The sequence below is a fragment of the Ottowia thiooxydans genome (assembly GCF_040548795.1).
In the GTDB taxonomy this organism is placed as follows: domain Bacteria; phylum Pseudomonadota; class Gammaproteobacteria; order Burkholderiales; family Burkholderiaceae_C; genus Ottowia; species Ottowia thiooxydans_A.
This window is the reverse complement of the sequence record NZ_JBEPSH010000007.1, coordinates 70,824-86,201: the sequence shown is the minus strand read 5'-3', so window position 1 is coordinate 86,201 and position 15,378 is coordinate 70,824. Positions and strand designations below refer to the sequence as shown.

The following is a 15,378-nucleotide window of genomic DNA, read 5'->3' as shown; positions in this document are numbered from 1 at the left end:
TTAAGCCTTCGAGGGATTTTTGACTTCATGACATCAAGTACCAAGCCATCTGATACGCCGGGTGAATCCGCTGGCGCCACGGATGCTACCGAGTTGCGGGTAGTCAAAAAATACCCCAATCGTCGTTTGTACGACACGCGCACCTCTTCCTACATCACCCTGGCCGAGGTGCGAAAGCTGGTGATGGCGGCAGAGACGTTTGTCGTGCGCGACGCCAAGACAGGGCAGGACCTTACAAGAAGCATTCTGCTCCAGATCATTCTGGAAGAAGAAGCGGGCGGGGCGCCCATGTTCAGTGAGGCCGTGCTCGCTAATATCATTCGCTTCTATGGTCATTCCATGCAGGGTTACATGGGCACTTACCTGGAGAAAAACATCCAGTCGCTCATGGAGGTCCAGGCCAAATTGGCAGAGCAGTCTCCCATGATGAACGGCATGATGGGCACTTATCTGGAGCAATCCAAGAGTGCCTTTGCGCAGATGCAAGAGCAGATGCAGAAGCAAACCGAGCAGATATTGAGCGCTTTCGGCATGAAGCGTTGAGGTGCCTTGCCTTTCGCCGTCACCTGAAAACAGGGTGAAAAGCGAGCCTGTGAGCTCTTGTGGCAGTCAGCTTTCGCATCATGCGGGTGCTAATTGGAGCGACATCTCTATCGCTGGCTCAACTAGGCTGCGACAATCCAGGGATGAGTGAAATTTCCACGCCGGCACCGCGTATAGGCTTTGTGAGCCTCGGTTGCCCTAAAGCATTGACGGATTCAGAGCTGATCCTGACCCAGCTTTCAGCCGAAGGCTATCAAACCAGCAAGACCTTTGAAGGCGCTGATCTGGTTATCGTCAACACTTGCGGCTTCATTGACGACGCCGTCAAGGAAAGCCTTGACACCATTGGTGAAGCCCTTGCCGTCAACGGCAAAGTGGTGGTCACGGGATGTCTTGGCGCTAAAACGGTACCTGGTTCTGCCGCGAGCGACGGCGGCGATGCACAAAATCTGGTCAAGTCGCTGCACCCTTCGGTATTGGCGGTCACCGGACCTCACGCCACGCAGGAGGTCATGGATGCGGTTCACCAACACTGCCCCAAGCCACATGATCCATTCCTGGACCTGATTCCTGGTGCGTTCGGTGAAGCCGGCCTGAAGCTGACGCCGCGCCACTACGCCTATCTGAAAATCAGCGAAGGCTGCAATCACAGGTGCACCTTCTGCATCATCCCGTCCATGCGGGGCGACCTGGTCAGCCGGCCTATCGGTGACGTGCTCAAGGAGGCACGGGCTCTGTTCGAAGGCGGTGTCAAGGAACTGCTGGTGATCAGTCAGGACACCTCAGCCTATGGAGTGGATGTGAAGTACCGCACCGGCTTCTGGGATGGTCGTCCTGTGCGGACGCGCATGTTCGAACTGGTTCAGGCACTTTCGGAGCTGGCGGAGCCGCACGGCGCCTGGGTTCGTCTGCATTATGTCTACCCTTACCCCAGCGTCGATGAAATCGTGCCGCTGATGGCGCAGGGCAAGGTGTTGCCTTACCTGGACGTGCCGCTGCAGCACAGCCACCCAGACGTGCTGCGCCGCATGAAGCGGCCTGCCAGCGGCGAAAAAAATCTCGAACGGATTGCCCGCTGGCGTGAGATTTGTCCAGAGTTGGTGATCCGCTCAACCTTCATTGCAGGGTTTCCCGGCGAGACGGAGCAGGAGTTCGAACACCTGCTGGATTTCGTTCGTGAGGCGCGCATCGATCGTGCGGGTTGCTTTGCATACTCACCGGTTGAGGGAGCGACGGCCAATGAACTGCCAGGCATGCTTCCTGCAGAGTTGCGCGAAGAGCGGCGGGCTCGATTCATGAAGGTGGCTGAAGAAGTCTCCACTGAAAAACTTCGGCAACGTGTGGGCGCTACGATGCAAGTGCTGGTGGATTCAGCGCCTGCGCTGGGCAGGCGAGGTGGCGTAGGCCGAAGCTATGCCGATGCCCCGGAAATCGATGGTATCGTGCAGTTGTTGCCTCCTGAGAAGATCAGCAAGCAACTTAAAGTGGGAGAGTTCACGCGGGCACGCATCGTTGGCACGCAGGGACATGACTTGATCGCATTGCCAATATGAATTTTTGCTTGAGGTGCCTTGTCACCTTTTCTGCAGGCGTGGGAGACAGGGTATACGGGCAGCGCCCGTGCGAAACTCGCCTTGCAGAGACTAGCAAACTACAAGTTCTGCTCAAGCTATCAGGGGCCAAGGCCATCTTGGACGCGCGTAAGACGGCAAGCCCTGATAGTATGAAATCCAACAGACAACAAAAAAGCCACCCGAAGGTGGCTTTCTATAAAAAGAAATCTGCTTATAACTCTAGTTATTTCAGATTTCTAGTGTCTTCTAATGTCATTACCCAACATAATCGTTGGTGCCCAGGAGAGGACTCGAACCTCCACGGAGTTACCCGCTAGTACCTGAAACTAGTGCGTCTACCAATTCCGCCACCTGGGCATTTCAGGAAAGATCGAATTGTATATCAAAAAAACAGAGGTTTCCAGTTTGCTGGATGAAATTGAAGGAACGGTGCAAGGTCACCGCGATGGACATGGTTTTGTGGTCCGTGACGACAACGAGCCAGACGTCTACTTAGCCCCCAATGAGATGCGAGCGGTGCTTCACCGTGACCGCGTCAAAGTCAAAGTCGTGAGGCAGGACAGGCGGGGGCGTCCTGAGGGGCGTGTGGTGGAGATTGTGGAGCGGCCTCCGCATCCCATCATCGGCCGTCTGCTCAATGAGGGCGGTCTATGGCTTGTCGCGCCCGAGGACAAGCGCTATGGCCAGGATGTAATGATTCCCAAAGCGGCCATTGGGCAAGCCAAGCCGGGTCAGGTGGTAGTGGTTGAACTGACCGAACCTCCTGCACTCTATGGTCAACCTGTGGGGCGCGTGAAGGAAGTGCTGGGCGAGGTCGATGACCCAGGCATGGAAATCGAAATAGCCGTGCGCAAATACAGCGTGCCGCATGAATTTTCAGACGCAGCCATTGGCGAGGCCAGAACGCTGCCCGAACAAGTGCGGCCGGAGGACAAGCGTGGCCGAGTGGATCTGACCGATGTGGCACTGGTCACCATCGACGGCGAAGACGCCCGTGATTTTGACGACGCAGTGTATTGCGAGCCGGCCAAGGTCGGCCGCAGCAAAGGTTGGCGACTGTTGGTGGCCATTGCCGATGTGAGCCACTATGTGCAGACCGGAAAGCCGCTCGATGTCGATGCGTACGACCGAGCCACCAGCGTCTACTTTCCGCGACGGGTCATCCCCATGCTGCCCGAGAAGTTGAGCAATGGACTGTGTTCGCTCAATCCCGAAGTGGAGCGCCTTTGCATGGTGTGTGACATGCTCGTCACCGCCAAGGGTGAAGTACATGCCTATCAGTTCTACCCTGCGGTCATGTGGAGCCACGCACGCTTTACGTACACTGAAGTGGCTGCCATCCTGGCCAATACGCGAGGGCCTGAAGCCAGCAAACGCAAAGCGCGCGTTCAGGATCTGATCAATTTGCACGACGTCTACAGCGCATTGCTGAAAAGCCGTCATGCGCGTGGCGCCGTGGACTTCGAGACCACGGAAACCCAGATCGTGTGCGACGAGAATGGCCGCATCGAAAAGATCGTTCCTCGCACTCGCAACGATGCACACAAGCTGATCGAAGAATGCATGCTGGCTGCAAACGTTTGCAGCGCAGATTTCATTCAGCAAGGCAAGCAAGCCGGCCTGTTTCGCGTGCACGAGGGGCCAACGCCTGAGAAACAGGAAATCCTTCGCAGCTACCTGAAAGCCCTGGGTCTCGGGCTCTCTATCGGGGACGTGCCCAAGCCAGGTGAGTTCCAGCAAATCGCGGAGGCTACAAAAGACCGTCCCGATGCGCAGCAAATCCACATGATGTTGCTGCGCTCCATGAGCCAGGCCATTTATTCGCCGCACAACAGTGGCCATTTCGGATTGGCTTACGAAGCCTACACGCACTTCACAAGCCCGATCCGACGCTACCCCGATCTGCTGGTTCATCGGGTCATCAAGGCTATTCTGAGCAAGCGCCGCTATCAGTTGCCAGAATTGCCGACGCCCGGCGAGGCGCACGAGAAGCTCAACCGACGACTGCAGAAAACCAACGCCTCCCGCCAGCGTAACGGCAACGAGCCGCCTCGCAAGCAATCTGCCGAGATGCTGGGCTGGGAAGCCGCTGGCCTGCATTGCAGTGCCAACGAACGCCGAGCTGATGAGGCCAGCCGTGACGTAGAGGCCTGGCTGAAGTGCAAGTACATGCGCGAACACCTCGGCGAAGAGTTCAGTGGAGCCGTCACCACGGCCACGAGCTTCGGCTTGTTCGTCACGCTGGATGAGCTCTACGTGGAAGGCCTGGTGCACATTACCGAGCTGGGCGGCGAGTATTTCCGGTTCGACGAGGTGCGGCAGGAATTGCGCGGCGAGCGCACTGGTATGCGCTACGGCGTGGGTACGCGGGTGCGGGTGCAGGTCAGCAGGGTGGATCTGGACGGTCGCAAGATCGATTTCCGCCTGGTTCACGATGGCGAGGATTTGACCTCTCGCGCGTTGCGTGACAAGGGCGTCACGGCGACTGGCGAGCGCGGCTCACCTACCAAATCTTCTGCCAAGCGGGCTGCTCGCAAGTCACGTGATCATGACCGCAATGAAGGGGGCGAACCCTCGTCCAACTCTCATTCACGCCATCGTCCATCACCTATCGAAGTGCTTAAAGCTTCTGTCAAGAAAGCGGCAGCCAAAGGCAGGGGTGGTAAACAGAAAAATTCAAGGCGGTGAGCTACGGCGACGCTGCGCTGACGCGGCTAGCTTCCGCGTAGGCGGATTTTCCCCAAGGCCTGCGATTCATTCAGGCCCATTGGTCAGGTGCGGTCGAGCGAAGGGCAAGTACGCAGCCCCAGTGTGATGGCGGCACCTGCTTTATTTCCTACAAGGCGCTGGTCATCATCGGCGAGTCCTCACCGCGGACGCGCCTCACATTGAATCTTGAGACACCATGAGCATCCATCCATCATCTAAAACAGCCATCGTCACCGGGGCTGGTACGGGCATAGGGAAAGCTGCTGCGCTGGCTTTGCTGGCCGACGGCTGGCAAGTTGTGCTGGCCGGCCGGCGCATGGAGTTGCTTCAAAAGACCGTAGACGAGTCGAGTGCTGGAACGCGAGCATTGCCGGTGCCCACAGACGTGTCTGACCCTGCGGCCGTCGCGCGTCTTTTCGATGCTGCCGTGCAAGCATTTGGCAGGGTCGACCTGCTGTTCAACAACGCCGGAACCGGCGCCCCAGCAGTCCCTTTGGAAGAATTGACGGTAGAGCAATGGCGCGGGGTGGTAGACGTCAATCTGAGCGGTATGTTCTATTGCTTGCAGGCAGCGTTTCGGGTCATGAAGCGGCAGACGCCGCGCGGTGGACGCATCATCAACAATGGCTCCATTGCGGCGCATGCACCGCGCCCGCATTCCATTGCCTATGCAGCGACCAAGCATGCCGTGACGGGATTGACAAAAACGGCTTCACTCGACGGCCGAGCGTATGACATCGCTGTGGGCCAGATCGACATCGGAAATGCAGCCACCGAGATGACTGGACCCATGGCAGCGGGCATCTTGCAAGCCAACGGCCAGACGATGGAAGAGCCCCGCATGGACGTCGCCATCGTTGGCCAATCGGTGGTCTACATGGCCAATTTACCTTTGCAAGCGAACGTGCTATTTCATACGGTCATGGCTACCAAGATGCCATTCGTGGGGCGCGGATAGAACGTAAACGCTTCCATGGAACACCGAGCGGCGTACAGCGCCGCTTTTTTTTGCGCGCTTGGGATCAAGAAACCTATCGGAAGCGTTTTACCGATACGCGGCGACGATGACTCAGGGCGGAGTGGCCAGCCGCTCTGCCGTGAGAGGCAGGTCATCTGGCCAGAGATCTGCGAAATGGCCGTGCTGCCAAACGGCGGTGCGAGCAGCGCTGAATGCATCCAATCCAGCGGCCATGCGCGCGCCGATCATCCCGGCCAAGACATCGCCTGTACCGGCCGTGGCCAAGCGTGCATTTCCGGTAGGGTTGATGTTGGGCAGTTGATCGGGAGCCGCGATCACAGTGCCGGAGCCCTTGAGGACGACGGTAGATCTAAAACGTTGGGTTAGTTCTCGAGCGCATGCCAAACGGTCAGCCTGGACTTCGGCAGCAGAGCAGGCCAGGAGACGAGCAGCTTCCAGCGGGTGAGGGGTCAATACCGTTGCGTGCCCTTGTGTGTCGCGATTTGCGAGGCTGAGCTTTAGCTTGGGGTCGCGGGCAATGACATTCAGGGCATCAGCATCCAACACCAACCTGGGGGCTGCGGCCAGAAGTGCGGGGAGTACTTCGGCCACTGTCTCCCCGCCGCCACAACCACATACCGAGGTGAGCGCAGAAAAATCCAGCGCATCGAAGCGGCGGAACATCAGGGCCGGAGCGATTGTGTCCAGCCACAGGTCGGAGTTGCCGAGAAGGCTGACGTAGACGCGCCCGGCGCCAGAAGACAAGGCGGCGCGGGCAGCGAGGAGGGCGGCACCGCGCATGGAGATGCCGCGCGAGGCATCACTTTCGCCACCGATCACGGCCACATCGCCCCATGTGCCTTTGTGGCTGGCATGCGGGCGGGTCGCCTGGATCCCAGGAGCATTCAGCCATGCCACTGGTTCTTCTGCGGTGACTATGCCGAGATCGTCGAACCACATCGTGCCGCAGGCGTCACGCCCCTGCATGGTGAACAGGCCCGGCTTCAAGGTGAGCAGGCTGAGAGTGTGATGACGTGGAGGATGGGCATCGGCGTGCCAGGGGGTACTGGTTGACCCTGTGTCGACGCTGAGGCCGGTTGGCAGATCCACAGCCAAACGTTGTGACGGGCAAGTTGCCATACGGTCGAGCCATTCGGCCATGAGACCTTGGGGAGGGCGTGCCGCGCCAAGGCCCAGGAGCGCGTCGATGCAAAGGTCGTCCGCATCGAGCTCGGGTGGCTCTTCGGCAAAGTTTACACCGGCATCGCGCGCTCGAAGATAGGAGGCATGTGCATCCGCAGGGGTGTTTTCGGGATTGCCGAGCCAGGTCACCACGGGGTTCAGGCCCCAGTGGCGCAGATGCAGGGCAGCCTCCAATCCATCGCCCCCATTGTTGCCGGGACCACAAGCGATCCAGATGGTGCGAGCATGCGGCGTGAGAGCCAGAGCGAGCCGGGCGACCGCCAGGCCAGCCCTTTGCATCAAGGTGTGGGCTGGCAGTTGGGCCGCGGCTGAGTGCTCGGTGCGTCGGGTCGCTGCCGCATCGTGCAGCGGGTGCATTTCATGGGCTTGTATCAGACGCGGCATGTGGGGCATTGTGCACGCCGCTGCGCCAATCCGGCTCGAACGACCGGTTCTTCGCAAAGCTGCCCGTGTTGGGGCTGTGCGTCCTGCGGTCGGCGTGAGAGGTGAAGCCGGCGAAAGCGCAGACTATTGGCCGGATCCCATAAGGCGCTCCAAACCCAAGCCTTCGATATCGATGTGCGGCATTCGCCCGCCGATTTGATCGGCCAGGATCCGCGCCGAACCACAGGCGAGGGTCCAGCCGCTGGCGCCGTGCCCCAGGTTGAGCCAAAGGCCTGGAATACCGCTGGGGCCTAGAACTGGTGAGCCATCGGGCAGTGCAGGGCTCGCGCCCTTCCAGACCTGAACGCCCTTGGAGAGACGTCCGGCGGCGGGAAACCAATCGGCCAACACCTTGTAGAGCTTTCGGATGGCGCCATCGTCCATGTGCCCCGGCCTTCCACCAATTTCCGCGGCGCCTGCCACGCGCACACGCTGGCCCAGGCGGGTAATGGTGACTTTGTAGTGCTCGTCCATGACGCCGCTGCGCGGGGCGTTGAGGGACTCAGGGATATGCGCGCTGATGGAATATCCATAGACAGGGCGAAGCGGCAGGCGGATGCCCAGGGGGGCCAGCAGAGAAGCTGATTGCACACCCGCACACACCACAATGGCATCAAAGCGCCTCGGCGAGTCCTCATTCGCAATGCGCAGGGTCGCCGGCTGCGTGAGGTCAATACTTGCGACGGATTTACTGAATTCGAAGCGCGCACCCAGTTGTTCGGCTGCATCGCGCAAGATAATGGCAAATTGACGGCAGTTCGCAACTTCGTCCTGCGGGAAGTAGATGGCGCCCGCCAGATCCGTCAACGGATGGAGCGCATATTCCACCTGGCGTGCCTCCGTGGCGCTGATTTCATGGAATGGCACACCAAGCTCACGCAGAGCGGCCAAGCCAGGTTGGATTTGCCTGCGATTTTTTTCGCTGCGCAGTAGCACCATATAGCCATCGCTTCGGTCGAAGGTGTAGGCCATGCTGGCGGAGATTTCCCGCATCCGATGTTGGCTGTAGAGCGCCAGTCGCATCAAACGGGTCTGGTTGACCGAAGCGTTCGCGGAGCGGCTGGCTGTGAGCCACCGACGCATCCACCCAAGGTCAGCTGCGCGCAAGGGGCGCGCCATGCGCAGGGGGGCGTTGCTGGTCAGAATCTGCCTGCCAAGCTTGCCTGCTATGCCGGGCGCCGACCAGTCCGACACGCAACCGGCCGCTGCGATGATTCCGGCATTGGCGAAACTGGCTTCTTCGCCAATGCTGGTGTGCCTCTCGAACACCGTGACCGTGTGCCCGTCCGCAGCCAACTCGTATGCGGTGGTCACGCCAATGATGCCGGCGCCGAGGATCGCGATATTCATGAGTTGGAGGCCAGGGAGTGTTGAGATGCAGCGCTTGCAAGCAGCGGCTGGGAGGGGGGGTGTTTTCAAGGTGCGCGAACGCAGGCTATAATCGATGGGTTTCGCTGATGTGCACTGAATAATTTCAGCGCCTGGCGAGACAAATCGCAAACCAGTCCCCACAAGGTGTCGCCGCCGGGTAGTCAAGTGGATTTTCAAGCGGATTTCAATTGAACTTCCGTAAGACTTTCCCTCGAAAGCGGTGATGAGCGGGCTGGATTTTAGACCCAACCTTTGTTAAAGGAATTCTCATGTCCGTCACTATGCGTGAAATGCTGGAAGCCGGTGTCCACTTTGGTCACCAAACCCGCTTCTGGAACCCCAAGATGGCCCCGTTCATCTTCGGTCACCGCAACAAGATTCACATCATCAACCTGGAAAAATCGCTGCCGATGTTCCAGGAGGCGCAGAAGTTCGTGCGCCAGTTGGCTGCCAACCGTGGCACCATCTTGATGGTTGGCACCAAGCGTCAAGCCCGTGACATCGTGGCCGAGGAAGCTCGCCGCGCTGGCGTGCCTTTCGTTGAGCAGCGCTGGCTCGGCGGTATGTTGACCAACTTCAAAACGGTCAAGACCTCCATCAAGCGCCTCAAAGACATGAAGGCTCAGCAGGAAGCTGGCCTTGAGAGCATGAGCAAGAAAGAGCAACTCACGTTCACGCGTGAAATGGCCAAGCTCGAGCGTGACATTGGTGGCATTCAAGACATGAATGCATTGCCAGACGCCATTTTCGTGATCGACGTGGGCTTTCACAAGATCGCCGTGTCCGAAGCCAAGAAGCTGGGTATTCCACTGGTTGGTGTGGTGGACTCCAACCACAACCCTGAAGGCATCGATTACGTGATCCCTGGCAACGACGACTCAGCCAAGGCTGTGACGCTCTACGCCCGTGGCATTGCTGACGCCATCCTCGAAGGTCGTGCCAACGCAGTCAACGATGTGGTCAAGGCTGTGGCCGCCACCGCTGAAGGCGATGACGAGTTCGTGGAAGTCGAGGACGGCAGCGCCGCCTGATCTGGTGTGTCCGGAAACAGGGGCGTATAGCGCCCCTTTTTTCTTGTTAAATTTATTTTTCGCGTCGGCAACCTGTGGAGCCGGCGCCTAACCGAAAGACTGGAGCAAACCGATGGCAGCAATTACCGCAAGCATGGTCGCCGAACTTCGCGCCAAGACCGACGCACCCATGATGGAGTGCAAAAAAGCCCTGACCGAAGCTGATGGCGACATGGTCAAGGCAGAAGAGCTGTTGCGTGTCAAGCTGGGCACCAAGGCTGGTAAAGCCGCTTCCCGCGTGACCGCCGAGGGTGTGGTGACCGCTTCGATCAAGGGCAACACTGGCTCTATCGTTGAAGTCAATTGCGAGACCGACTTCGTTACCAAAAACGACAGCTTCCTGGCGCTGGCGCAAGGCGCTGCCGACCTGGTGGCTGAGCACAACCCGGCTGACGTGGCAGCGCTGGGCGCCTTGCCTTTCTCCATGGGTGAATTCGGCCCCACACTGGAAGATGTGCGCGTTGGCCTGATCGGAAAAATCGGCGAGAACATGAGCTTCCGCCGTTTTGTTCGCAAGTCCGGCGGCGGTCAGCTTGCTTCCTACCTGCACGGCACACGTATCGGCGTTCTGGTCGAGTTCGAGGGTGACGAAGCTGCCGCTCGTGACGTAGCCATGCACGTGGCCGCCATGAAGCCCGTGTCATTGGCCAGCAGCGACGTGCCGGCTGAGCTGATCGAAAAAGAGCGCAGCGTTGCCACTGCCAAGGCTCAGGAATCAGGCAAGCCGGCAGACATTGCTACCAAGATGATCGAAGGCTCCGTGCAGAAATACCTCAAGGAGGTCTCTCTGCTCAACCAGCCTTTCGTTAAGAACGACAAGCAAACCGTCGAACAGATGCTCAAAGAGCGTGGCACTACCGTGAAGGGCTTTACGCTCTTCGTGGTCGGCGAAGGCATTGAGAAGAAGCAGGACGATTTCGCAGCTGAAGTTGCTGCGCAAGTGGCCGCTGCCAAAAAGGGCTGAGAAAGCCCCTGAGGCCTTGAAACGCCTTTTGCCCCTTGGATGAAGGGGTTTTCAGCCTGCAGACCTCCAAGATCATGAACACGTTCTAAAGGTCTGCCCTGCGGCAGCAAGTCTCTGGCTTGCTGCCGCTGTCTTGTGGCTTTTGACATCTTTCCCATCCAGCCATGGCCCGCACCCGGGGCACAAGCTGGAACGCTCCATTCAGGCCAGCGAACTCCAATTTCGGGGAGCAGACCCTTTGTTTTACATTGAGTGACTGTGCTTTCCGGCCTGCTTTTGAGCTTTTTAATTCCATCCCTAGTAGACTGTTGCACCGTCGCATTTCCCGGAGCCTGCCGATGACCAAAGCCAAACCCGCCCATAAGCGCATTTTGCTCAAACTTTCAGGTGAGGCGCTGATGGGAGACGATGCATTCGGCATCAACCGCGCCACCATCGAGCGTATTGTGGGCGAGATTGCCGAAGTCACCCACATGGGGGTGCAGGTGGCGGTCGTGATTGGCGGCGGAAACATATTTCGCGGGGTGGCAGGCGGCTCGGTCGGCATGGACCGCGCTACAGCGGACTACATGGGCATGCTCGCTACGGTCATGAATGCCCTGGCGCTTGCTGACGCCATGAACAAGAACGGTTTGACGGCACGCGTCATGTCCGCCATTGCAATTGAGCAGGTGGTCGAGCCGTATGTGCGGCCCAAGGCGTTGCAATACCTCGAGGAGGGCAAGGTTGTCGTGTTTGCAGCCGGCACCGGCAATCCTTTCTTCACGACGGATACGGCCGCTGCTTTGCGCGGAGCTGAAATTGGTGCCGAACTGGTGCTGAAGGCCACGAAAGTGGATGGTGTTTACACTGCTGATCCTCACAAGGACCCGAGCGCTACGCGCTACGCGCACATCACCTTCGATGAAGCCATGAGTCGAAACCTGGGAATCATGGACGCAACAGCTTTCGCTTTGTGTCGCGATCAGAAATTGCCTATCAAGGTCTTTTCGATTTTCAAGCCCGGGGCGCTCAAAAATGTGGTCATGGGCGGGGACGAAGGCACCTTGGTGCACGTGTAGAACTTTTCGAACAGGGTTTATGCCGTGCCGCTGTCGCGGTACGTCCGTCGCCAGGCTCAAGCACTGGCGGTAGCGCATGGCGATAATCCCGCATGGAGAAACTCATATGACGATTGCCGAAATCAAGCAAACAACGCAAGGCAAGATGGACCAGTCCATTGTGGCCTTCAAGAATAATCTGACCAAGATTCGCACTGGCCGTGCGAACCCCGCGCTCCTGGATACGATCCACGTCGAGTATTACGGCAACCACGTGCCCTTGTCTCAAGTGGCCAATGTCTCCTTGATCGATGCCCGCACCATCAGCGTGCAGCCATGGGAAAAAGGCATGGGAGCCAAGATCGAGAAGGCCATCCGCGAAAGCGAGTTGGGTTTGAACCCTGCGAGCATGGGTGATCTCATCCGCGTGCCTATGCCCATGATGAGCGAGGAGCGCCGTAAGGAGATGACCAAGATCGTGCGCCAGGAAGGTGAATCGGCCAAAGTGGCTATTCGTAACCTTCGCCGTGATGCCAATGAAGCGGTCAAGAAGCTGGTCAAAGACAAGGAAGCCTCGGAAGACGACCAGAAACGCGCTGAGGCAGAAGTGCAAAAGGTTACCGACCGGCACATTTCCGAGATTGACGCCTTGGTTGCTGCCAAGGAACAAGACATTCTGGCCGTTTAAACGGCTGTGACGGGACACCTGTCCGCTTCGCTCGCATGAAAAAATCCCGCCCCAACCTTCCTGTCGTGCCGCACCATGTCGCCATCGTGATGGATGGAAATGGGCGTTGGGCGCATCGTCGGCTTTTGCCGAGGGTGGCGGGGCATCGGCAGGGGGTTGAGGCGTTGCGCCGGTGCATTCGTGCCTGCGCAGAACGGGGGGTGCAGGTGCTCACCGTGTTTGCCTTTTCCTCTGAAAACTGGAATCGACCCACTGATGAGGTGAGTGGCCTCATGGATTTGCTAGCCACAGCGCTGACGCGCGAGGTGCCGGAGCTCAAGGCCTCAGGAATCAGATTGCATTTTGTGGGCAGCAGGACCGGGCTTTCGGAGCGCGTGCGTGCAGGACTTGCTGCCGCCGAGGTCGAGACCTCGACCAACTCGCGCATGGTGCTGAATGTATGCTTCAACTACGGTGGTCGCTGGGATATCGCCCAGGCAGCCGCTCGTGTAGCGAGTGCTGGTGAGCCCATCACCGAAGAGTCTTTGGGTAAAGCCATGTCGCTGGCTCATGTGCCTGACCCCGATTTGCTGATTCGCACGGGCGGAGAACAGCGCATAAGCAATTTTCTGCTGTGGCAATGCGCCTACAGTGAGATGTTCTTCAGTGAGCACTTATGGCCGGAATTTGACGAGGCTGCACTGGACGAAGCTCTTTTGGCTTTTGCCCAGCGCGAACGGCGTTTTGGCAAGACTTCGGCCCAGGTAGCCACTTCCGGCTCACAGGCTTTGGCCTGAGACCACGGCATGCTCAAGCAACGCATCATCACCGCCCTGATTCTGCTGGCAATACTTCTGCCAGCACTTTTCGCCCCATCGCCAGCTCCGTTCATAGGCCTGACGCTTGTCATGATTGCTGCCGCCGCCTGGGAGTGGGCACGCCTGGTCGGCTGGAATGGCATGACGGCATTGGCCACAGGCGCCTTGTGCGCCTTGATCTGCGCGGGCCTTTGGGGGTTTGGGGCTTTGGCGCAACCTCTGCCGCTTTTGTGGCTGGGCGCCGCCGCCATCGGTGTTCCGGGCGGAGCCTGGCTGATTCAACGAGGCGTCGCGGGGTGGCCGCGCCTGTCGCGTGGCTTGCGATGGACAGGGGGGCTGGCCGTGCTGTGCACCGCCTGGCTGGCGCTGGCGCAGGCACGCATCATTGGCGTCAATTTCCTGTTGTCCGTCATGACATTGGTTTGGGCCGCAGACGTGTTCGCGTATTTTTTCGGTCGTGGCCTCGGCGGAAAATTCACTCGCCACAAGCTGGCACCTTCCATCAGTCCTGGCAAAAGCTGGGAAGGTGTTTGGGGGGGGATGTTGGGTGTGCTGTTGGTGGCCCTGGTATGGATTTGGATCGATCGGGCGTATGCGATTGAAGTTCCCAGCCTGTACACGCTTTTGTTGGAGCGCGGTGTGTGGTTTCTGCTGGCCGGTTGCGTGTTTTTGTCAGCCATGAGTGTGGTTGGAGACCTGGTGGAGTCGCTCGTCAAGCGCAGTGCGGGCGTCAAGGACTCCAGCGGTCTGCTGCCGGGCCATGGGGGTGTTCTTGACCGCATAGACGCGCTTTTGCCAGTTCTTCCACTGGCCATGATGTTGGTCTCAGTAGGTAGGGGAATCGCGTGAAAACAGGCCAGAAGCAACGTGTGGCCATTTTGGGGTCTACGGGATCCATAGGTACCAATACACTGGATGTCATTGCGCGTCATCCAGATCGTTTCGAGGTGGTTGCATTGACGGCGGCCACCCAGGTCGAGGCCATGCTGGCCCAGGTCGCGCGCTTCAAGCCCCGGCTTGCGGTCATGGCAAGCGAAGAGCACGGCCGCGTCCTGGCAGAAAAAATCAAGCAGAACGGCTTGTCCACTGTGGTGGCCACGGGTCCTGCGGCCATAGAAGCCATTGCGGGTGACGACGGCATTGACACGGTCATGGCAGCCATTGTTGGCGCGGCCGGTCTGGCGCCTTGCCTTGCAGCGGCGCGCGCTGGCAAGCGATTGTTGCTGGCCAATAAAGAAGCCTTGGTGGTGGGTGGCCGGCTCTTCATGGACGCAGTGCGCACGGGCGGTGCCACCTTGCTGCCCATTGACAGTGAACATTCCGCCATTTTTCAATGTCTGCCGGAAGATCCTGCTTCATGGGCGGCACGCATTGACCGCATTCATCTCACCTCTTCGGGTGGCCCGTTTCGCCAGCTGCCCCTGTCCGAACTCTCGGGCGTGACACCTGACCAAGCTTGTGCGCATCCCAATTTTTCCATGGGCCGCAAGATTTCGGTGGATTCAGCCACGATGATGAACAAGGCGCTGGAGGTGATAGAGGCGCGGTGGCTGTTCGATCTGGCGCCCGAGCAAATTGAAGTCGTGGTTCATCCACAGCAGATCATTCACTCCATGGTCGAATTCACGGATGCATCGGTTCTGGCTCAATTGGGCACCCCGGACATGCGCGTACCGATTGCCTACGGTCTTTCCTGGCCGGAACGCATTGAAAGTGGAGCCGCGCGCCTCGATTTCTCGCGACTGGCGGGTCTGCATTTCGAACCTCCCAGCCGTGAGCGCTTTCCCGGGCTATTCCTGTCGTGGGAGGCGCTGCGAGCACCTGAAGGCACCACGGCTGTGCTGAATGCGGCCAACGAGATTTCGGTCGCTGCATTCCTGGATCAACGCATAGGATTCGCTGACATCCACGCCGTGAACGACTCCACTCTCGCCGCCGTCTCGCCGACAGCATTGACATCGCTGGCCGACCTGCTTGAGCTGGATGCGGCTACCCGGCGTGCTGCCGAAGCCGACGTTCGTCGCCGCTCAGCCTGATT

Annotated in this window: 13 protein-coding genes and 1 tRNA gene; 11 read left to right on the top strand and 3 right to left on the bottom strand. The window is 58.9% G+C overall.

Going from position 1 to position 15,378, the window contains the following annotated elements; translation table 11 throughout:
- Positions 1–27: 27 nt before the first annotated feature.
- Positions 28–543 (top strand): polyhydroxyalkanoate synthesis repressor PhaR, encoded by a 516-nt coding sequence (phaR, locus tag ABIE13_RS17505; protein ID WP_354445770.1) that lies wholly within the window; start codon positions 28–30, stop codon positions 541–543.
- Positions 544–686: 143 nt separating this feature from the next.
- Complete coding sequence (gene rimO, locus ABIE13_RS17500; protein ID WP_354445768.1) at positions 687–2,096, top strand: 30S ribosomal protein S12 methylthiotransferase RimO; 1,410 nt, start codon at positions 687–689, stop codon at positions 2,094–2,096.
- Between the two features lie 293 nt (positions 2,097–2,389).
- On the opposite strand, the gene ABIE13_RS17495 is transcribed toward rimO, so the two are convergent.
- A tRNA-Leu gene (locus ABIE13_RS17495) sits at positions 2,390–2,474 on the bottom strand.
- A gap of 18 nt (positions 2,475–2,492) precedes the next feature.
- Between ABIE13_RS17495 and rnr the strand changes: the two genes are divergently transcribed.
- The gene (gene rnr / locus ABIE13_RS17490; protein ID WP_354445766.1) at positions 2,493–4,805 is read left to right on the top strand and encodes a ribonuclease R; all 2,313 of its coding nucleotides are present in this window, start codon (positions 2,493–2,495) and stop codon (positions 4,803–4,805) included.
- A gap of 217 nt (positions 4,806–5,022) precedes the next feature.
- Complete coding sequence (locus tag ABIE13_RS17485; protein WP_354445765.1) at positions 5,023–5,784, top strand: SDR family oxidoreductase; 762 nt, start codon at positions 5,023–5,025, stop codon at positions 5,782–5,784.
- A 111-nt stretch (positions 5,785–5,895) separates the two neighbouring features.
- Here the strand turns inward: ABIE13_RS17485 and ABIE13_RS17480 are convergent, their stop codons facing one another.
- The gene (locus ABIE13_RS17480) at positions 5,896–7,371 is read right to left on the bottom strand and encodes an NAD(P)H-hydrate dehydratase (RefSeq protein WP_354445763.1); all 1,476 of its coding nucleotides are present in this window, start codon (positions 7,369–7,371) and stop codon (positions 5,896–5,898) included.
- Positions 7,372–7,494: 123 nt separating this feature from the next.
- A complete protein-coding gene (locus ABIE13_RS17475; protein ID WP_354445761.1) occupies positions 7,495–8,760 on the bottom strand; it encodes an FAD-dependent oxidoreductase in 1,266 nt (421 codons plus the stop codon).
- Positions 8,761–9,050: 290 nt separating this feature from the next.
- On the opposite strand from ABIE13_RS17475, the gene rpsB reads away from it, so the two are divergent.
- The 7 genes from rpsB (at position 9,051) to ispC (ending at position 15,376) form a co-directional block, all read left to right on the top strand.
- A complete protein-coding gene (gene rpsB, locus ABIE13_RS17470; protein ID WP_354445759.1) occupies positions 9,051–9,812 on the top strand; it encodes a 30S ribosomal protein S2 in 762 nt (253 codons plus the stop codon).
- 112 nt (positions 9,813–9,924) lie between these two features.
- On the top strand, positions 9,925–10,815 hold the full coding sequence (tsf, locus tag ABIE13_RS17465; RefSeq protein WP_354445758.1) for a translation elongation factor Ts: 891 nt from the start codon (positions 9,925–9,927) through the stop codon (positions 10,813–10,815).
- 338 nt (positions 10,816–11,153) lie between these two features.
- Positions 11,154–11,876, top strand: a complete 723-nt coding sequence (gene pyrH / locus ABIE13_RS17460; protein WP_354445756.1) for a UMP kinase — start codon at positions 11,154–11,156, stop codon at positions 11,874–11,876.
- 106 nt (positions 11,877–11,982) lie between these two features.
- The gene (gene frr, locus ABIE13_RS17455; RefSeq protein ID WP_354445754.1) at positions 11,983–12,543 is read left to right on the top strand and encodes a ribosome recycling factor; all 561 of its coding nucleotides are present in this window, start codon (positions 11,983–11,985) and stop codon (positions 12,541–12,543) included.
- 35 nt (positions 12,544–12,578) lie between these two features.
- Entirely contained in the window at positions 12,579–13,319 is a 741-nt protein-coding gene (gene uppS / locus ABIE13_RS17450; RefSeq protein ID WP_354445753.1) for a polyprenyl diphosphate synthase, read from the top strand.
- Positions 13,320–13,328: 9 nt separating this feature from the next.
- Positions 13,329–14,189: a phosphatidate cytidylyltransferase gene (locus ABIE13_RS17445; RefSeq protein ID WP_354445751.1), complete on the top strand. Its 861-nt coding sequence runs from the start codon at positions 13,329–13,331 to the stop codon at positions 14,187–14,189.
- Positions 14,186–15,376 (top strand): 1-deoxy-D-xylulose-5-phosphate reductoisomerase, encoded by a 1,191-nt coding sequence (gene ispC, locus ABIE13_RS17440; protein WP_354445750.1) that lies wholly within the window; start codon positions 14,186–14,188, stop codon positions 15,374–15,376. The genes ABIE13_RS17445 and ispC overlap by 4 nt, the downstream gene beginning before the upstream one ends.
- Positions 15,377–15,378 lie beyond the last annotated feature (2 nt).

Coding starts and splice junctions, on each gene's coding strand:
- phaR (WP_354445770.1), top strand. CDS start 28: ATGACATCAAGTACCAAGCCATCTGATACGCCGGGTGAATCCGCTGGC.
- rimO (WP_354445768.1), top strand. CDS start 687: ATGAGTGAAATTTCCACGCCGGCACCGCGTATAGGCTTTGTGAGCCTC.
- ABIE13_RS17485 (WP_354445765.1), top strand. CDS start 5,023: ATGAGCATCCATCCATCATCTAAAACAGCCATCGTCACCGGGGCTGGT.
- ABIE13_RS17480 (WP_354445763.1), bottom strand. CDS start 7,371: ATGCCGCGTCTGATACAAGCCCATGAAATGCACCCGCTGCACGATGCG.
- ABIE13_RS17475 (WP_354445761.1), bottom strand. CDS start 8,760: ATGAATATCGCGATCCTCGGCGCCGGCATCATTGGCGTGACCACCGCA.
- rpsB (WP_354445759.1), top strand. CDS start 9,051: ATGTCCGTCACTATGCGTGAAATGCTGGAAGCCGGTGTCCACTTTGGT.
- tsf (WP_354445758.1), top strand. CDS start 9,925: ATGGCAGCAATTACCGCAAGCATGGTCGCCGAACTTCGCGCCAAGACC.
- pyrH (WP_354445756.1), top strand. CDS start 11,154: ATGACCAAAGCCAAACCCGCCCATAAGCGCATTTTGCTCAAACTTTCA.
- frr (WP_354445754.1), top strand. CDS start 11,983: ATGACGATTGCCGAAATCAAGCAAACAACGCAAGGCAAGATGGACCAG.
- uppS (WP_354445753.1), top strand. CDS start 12,579: ATGAAAAAATCCCGCCCCAACCTTCCTGTCGTGCCGCACCATGTCGCC.
- ABIE13_RS17445 (WP_354445751.1), top strand. CDS start 13,329: ATGCTCAAGCAACGCATCATCACCGCCCTGATTCTGCTGGCAATACTT.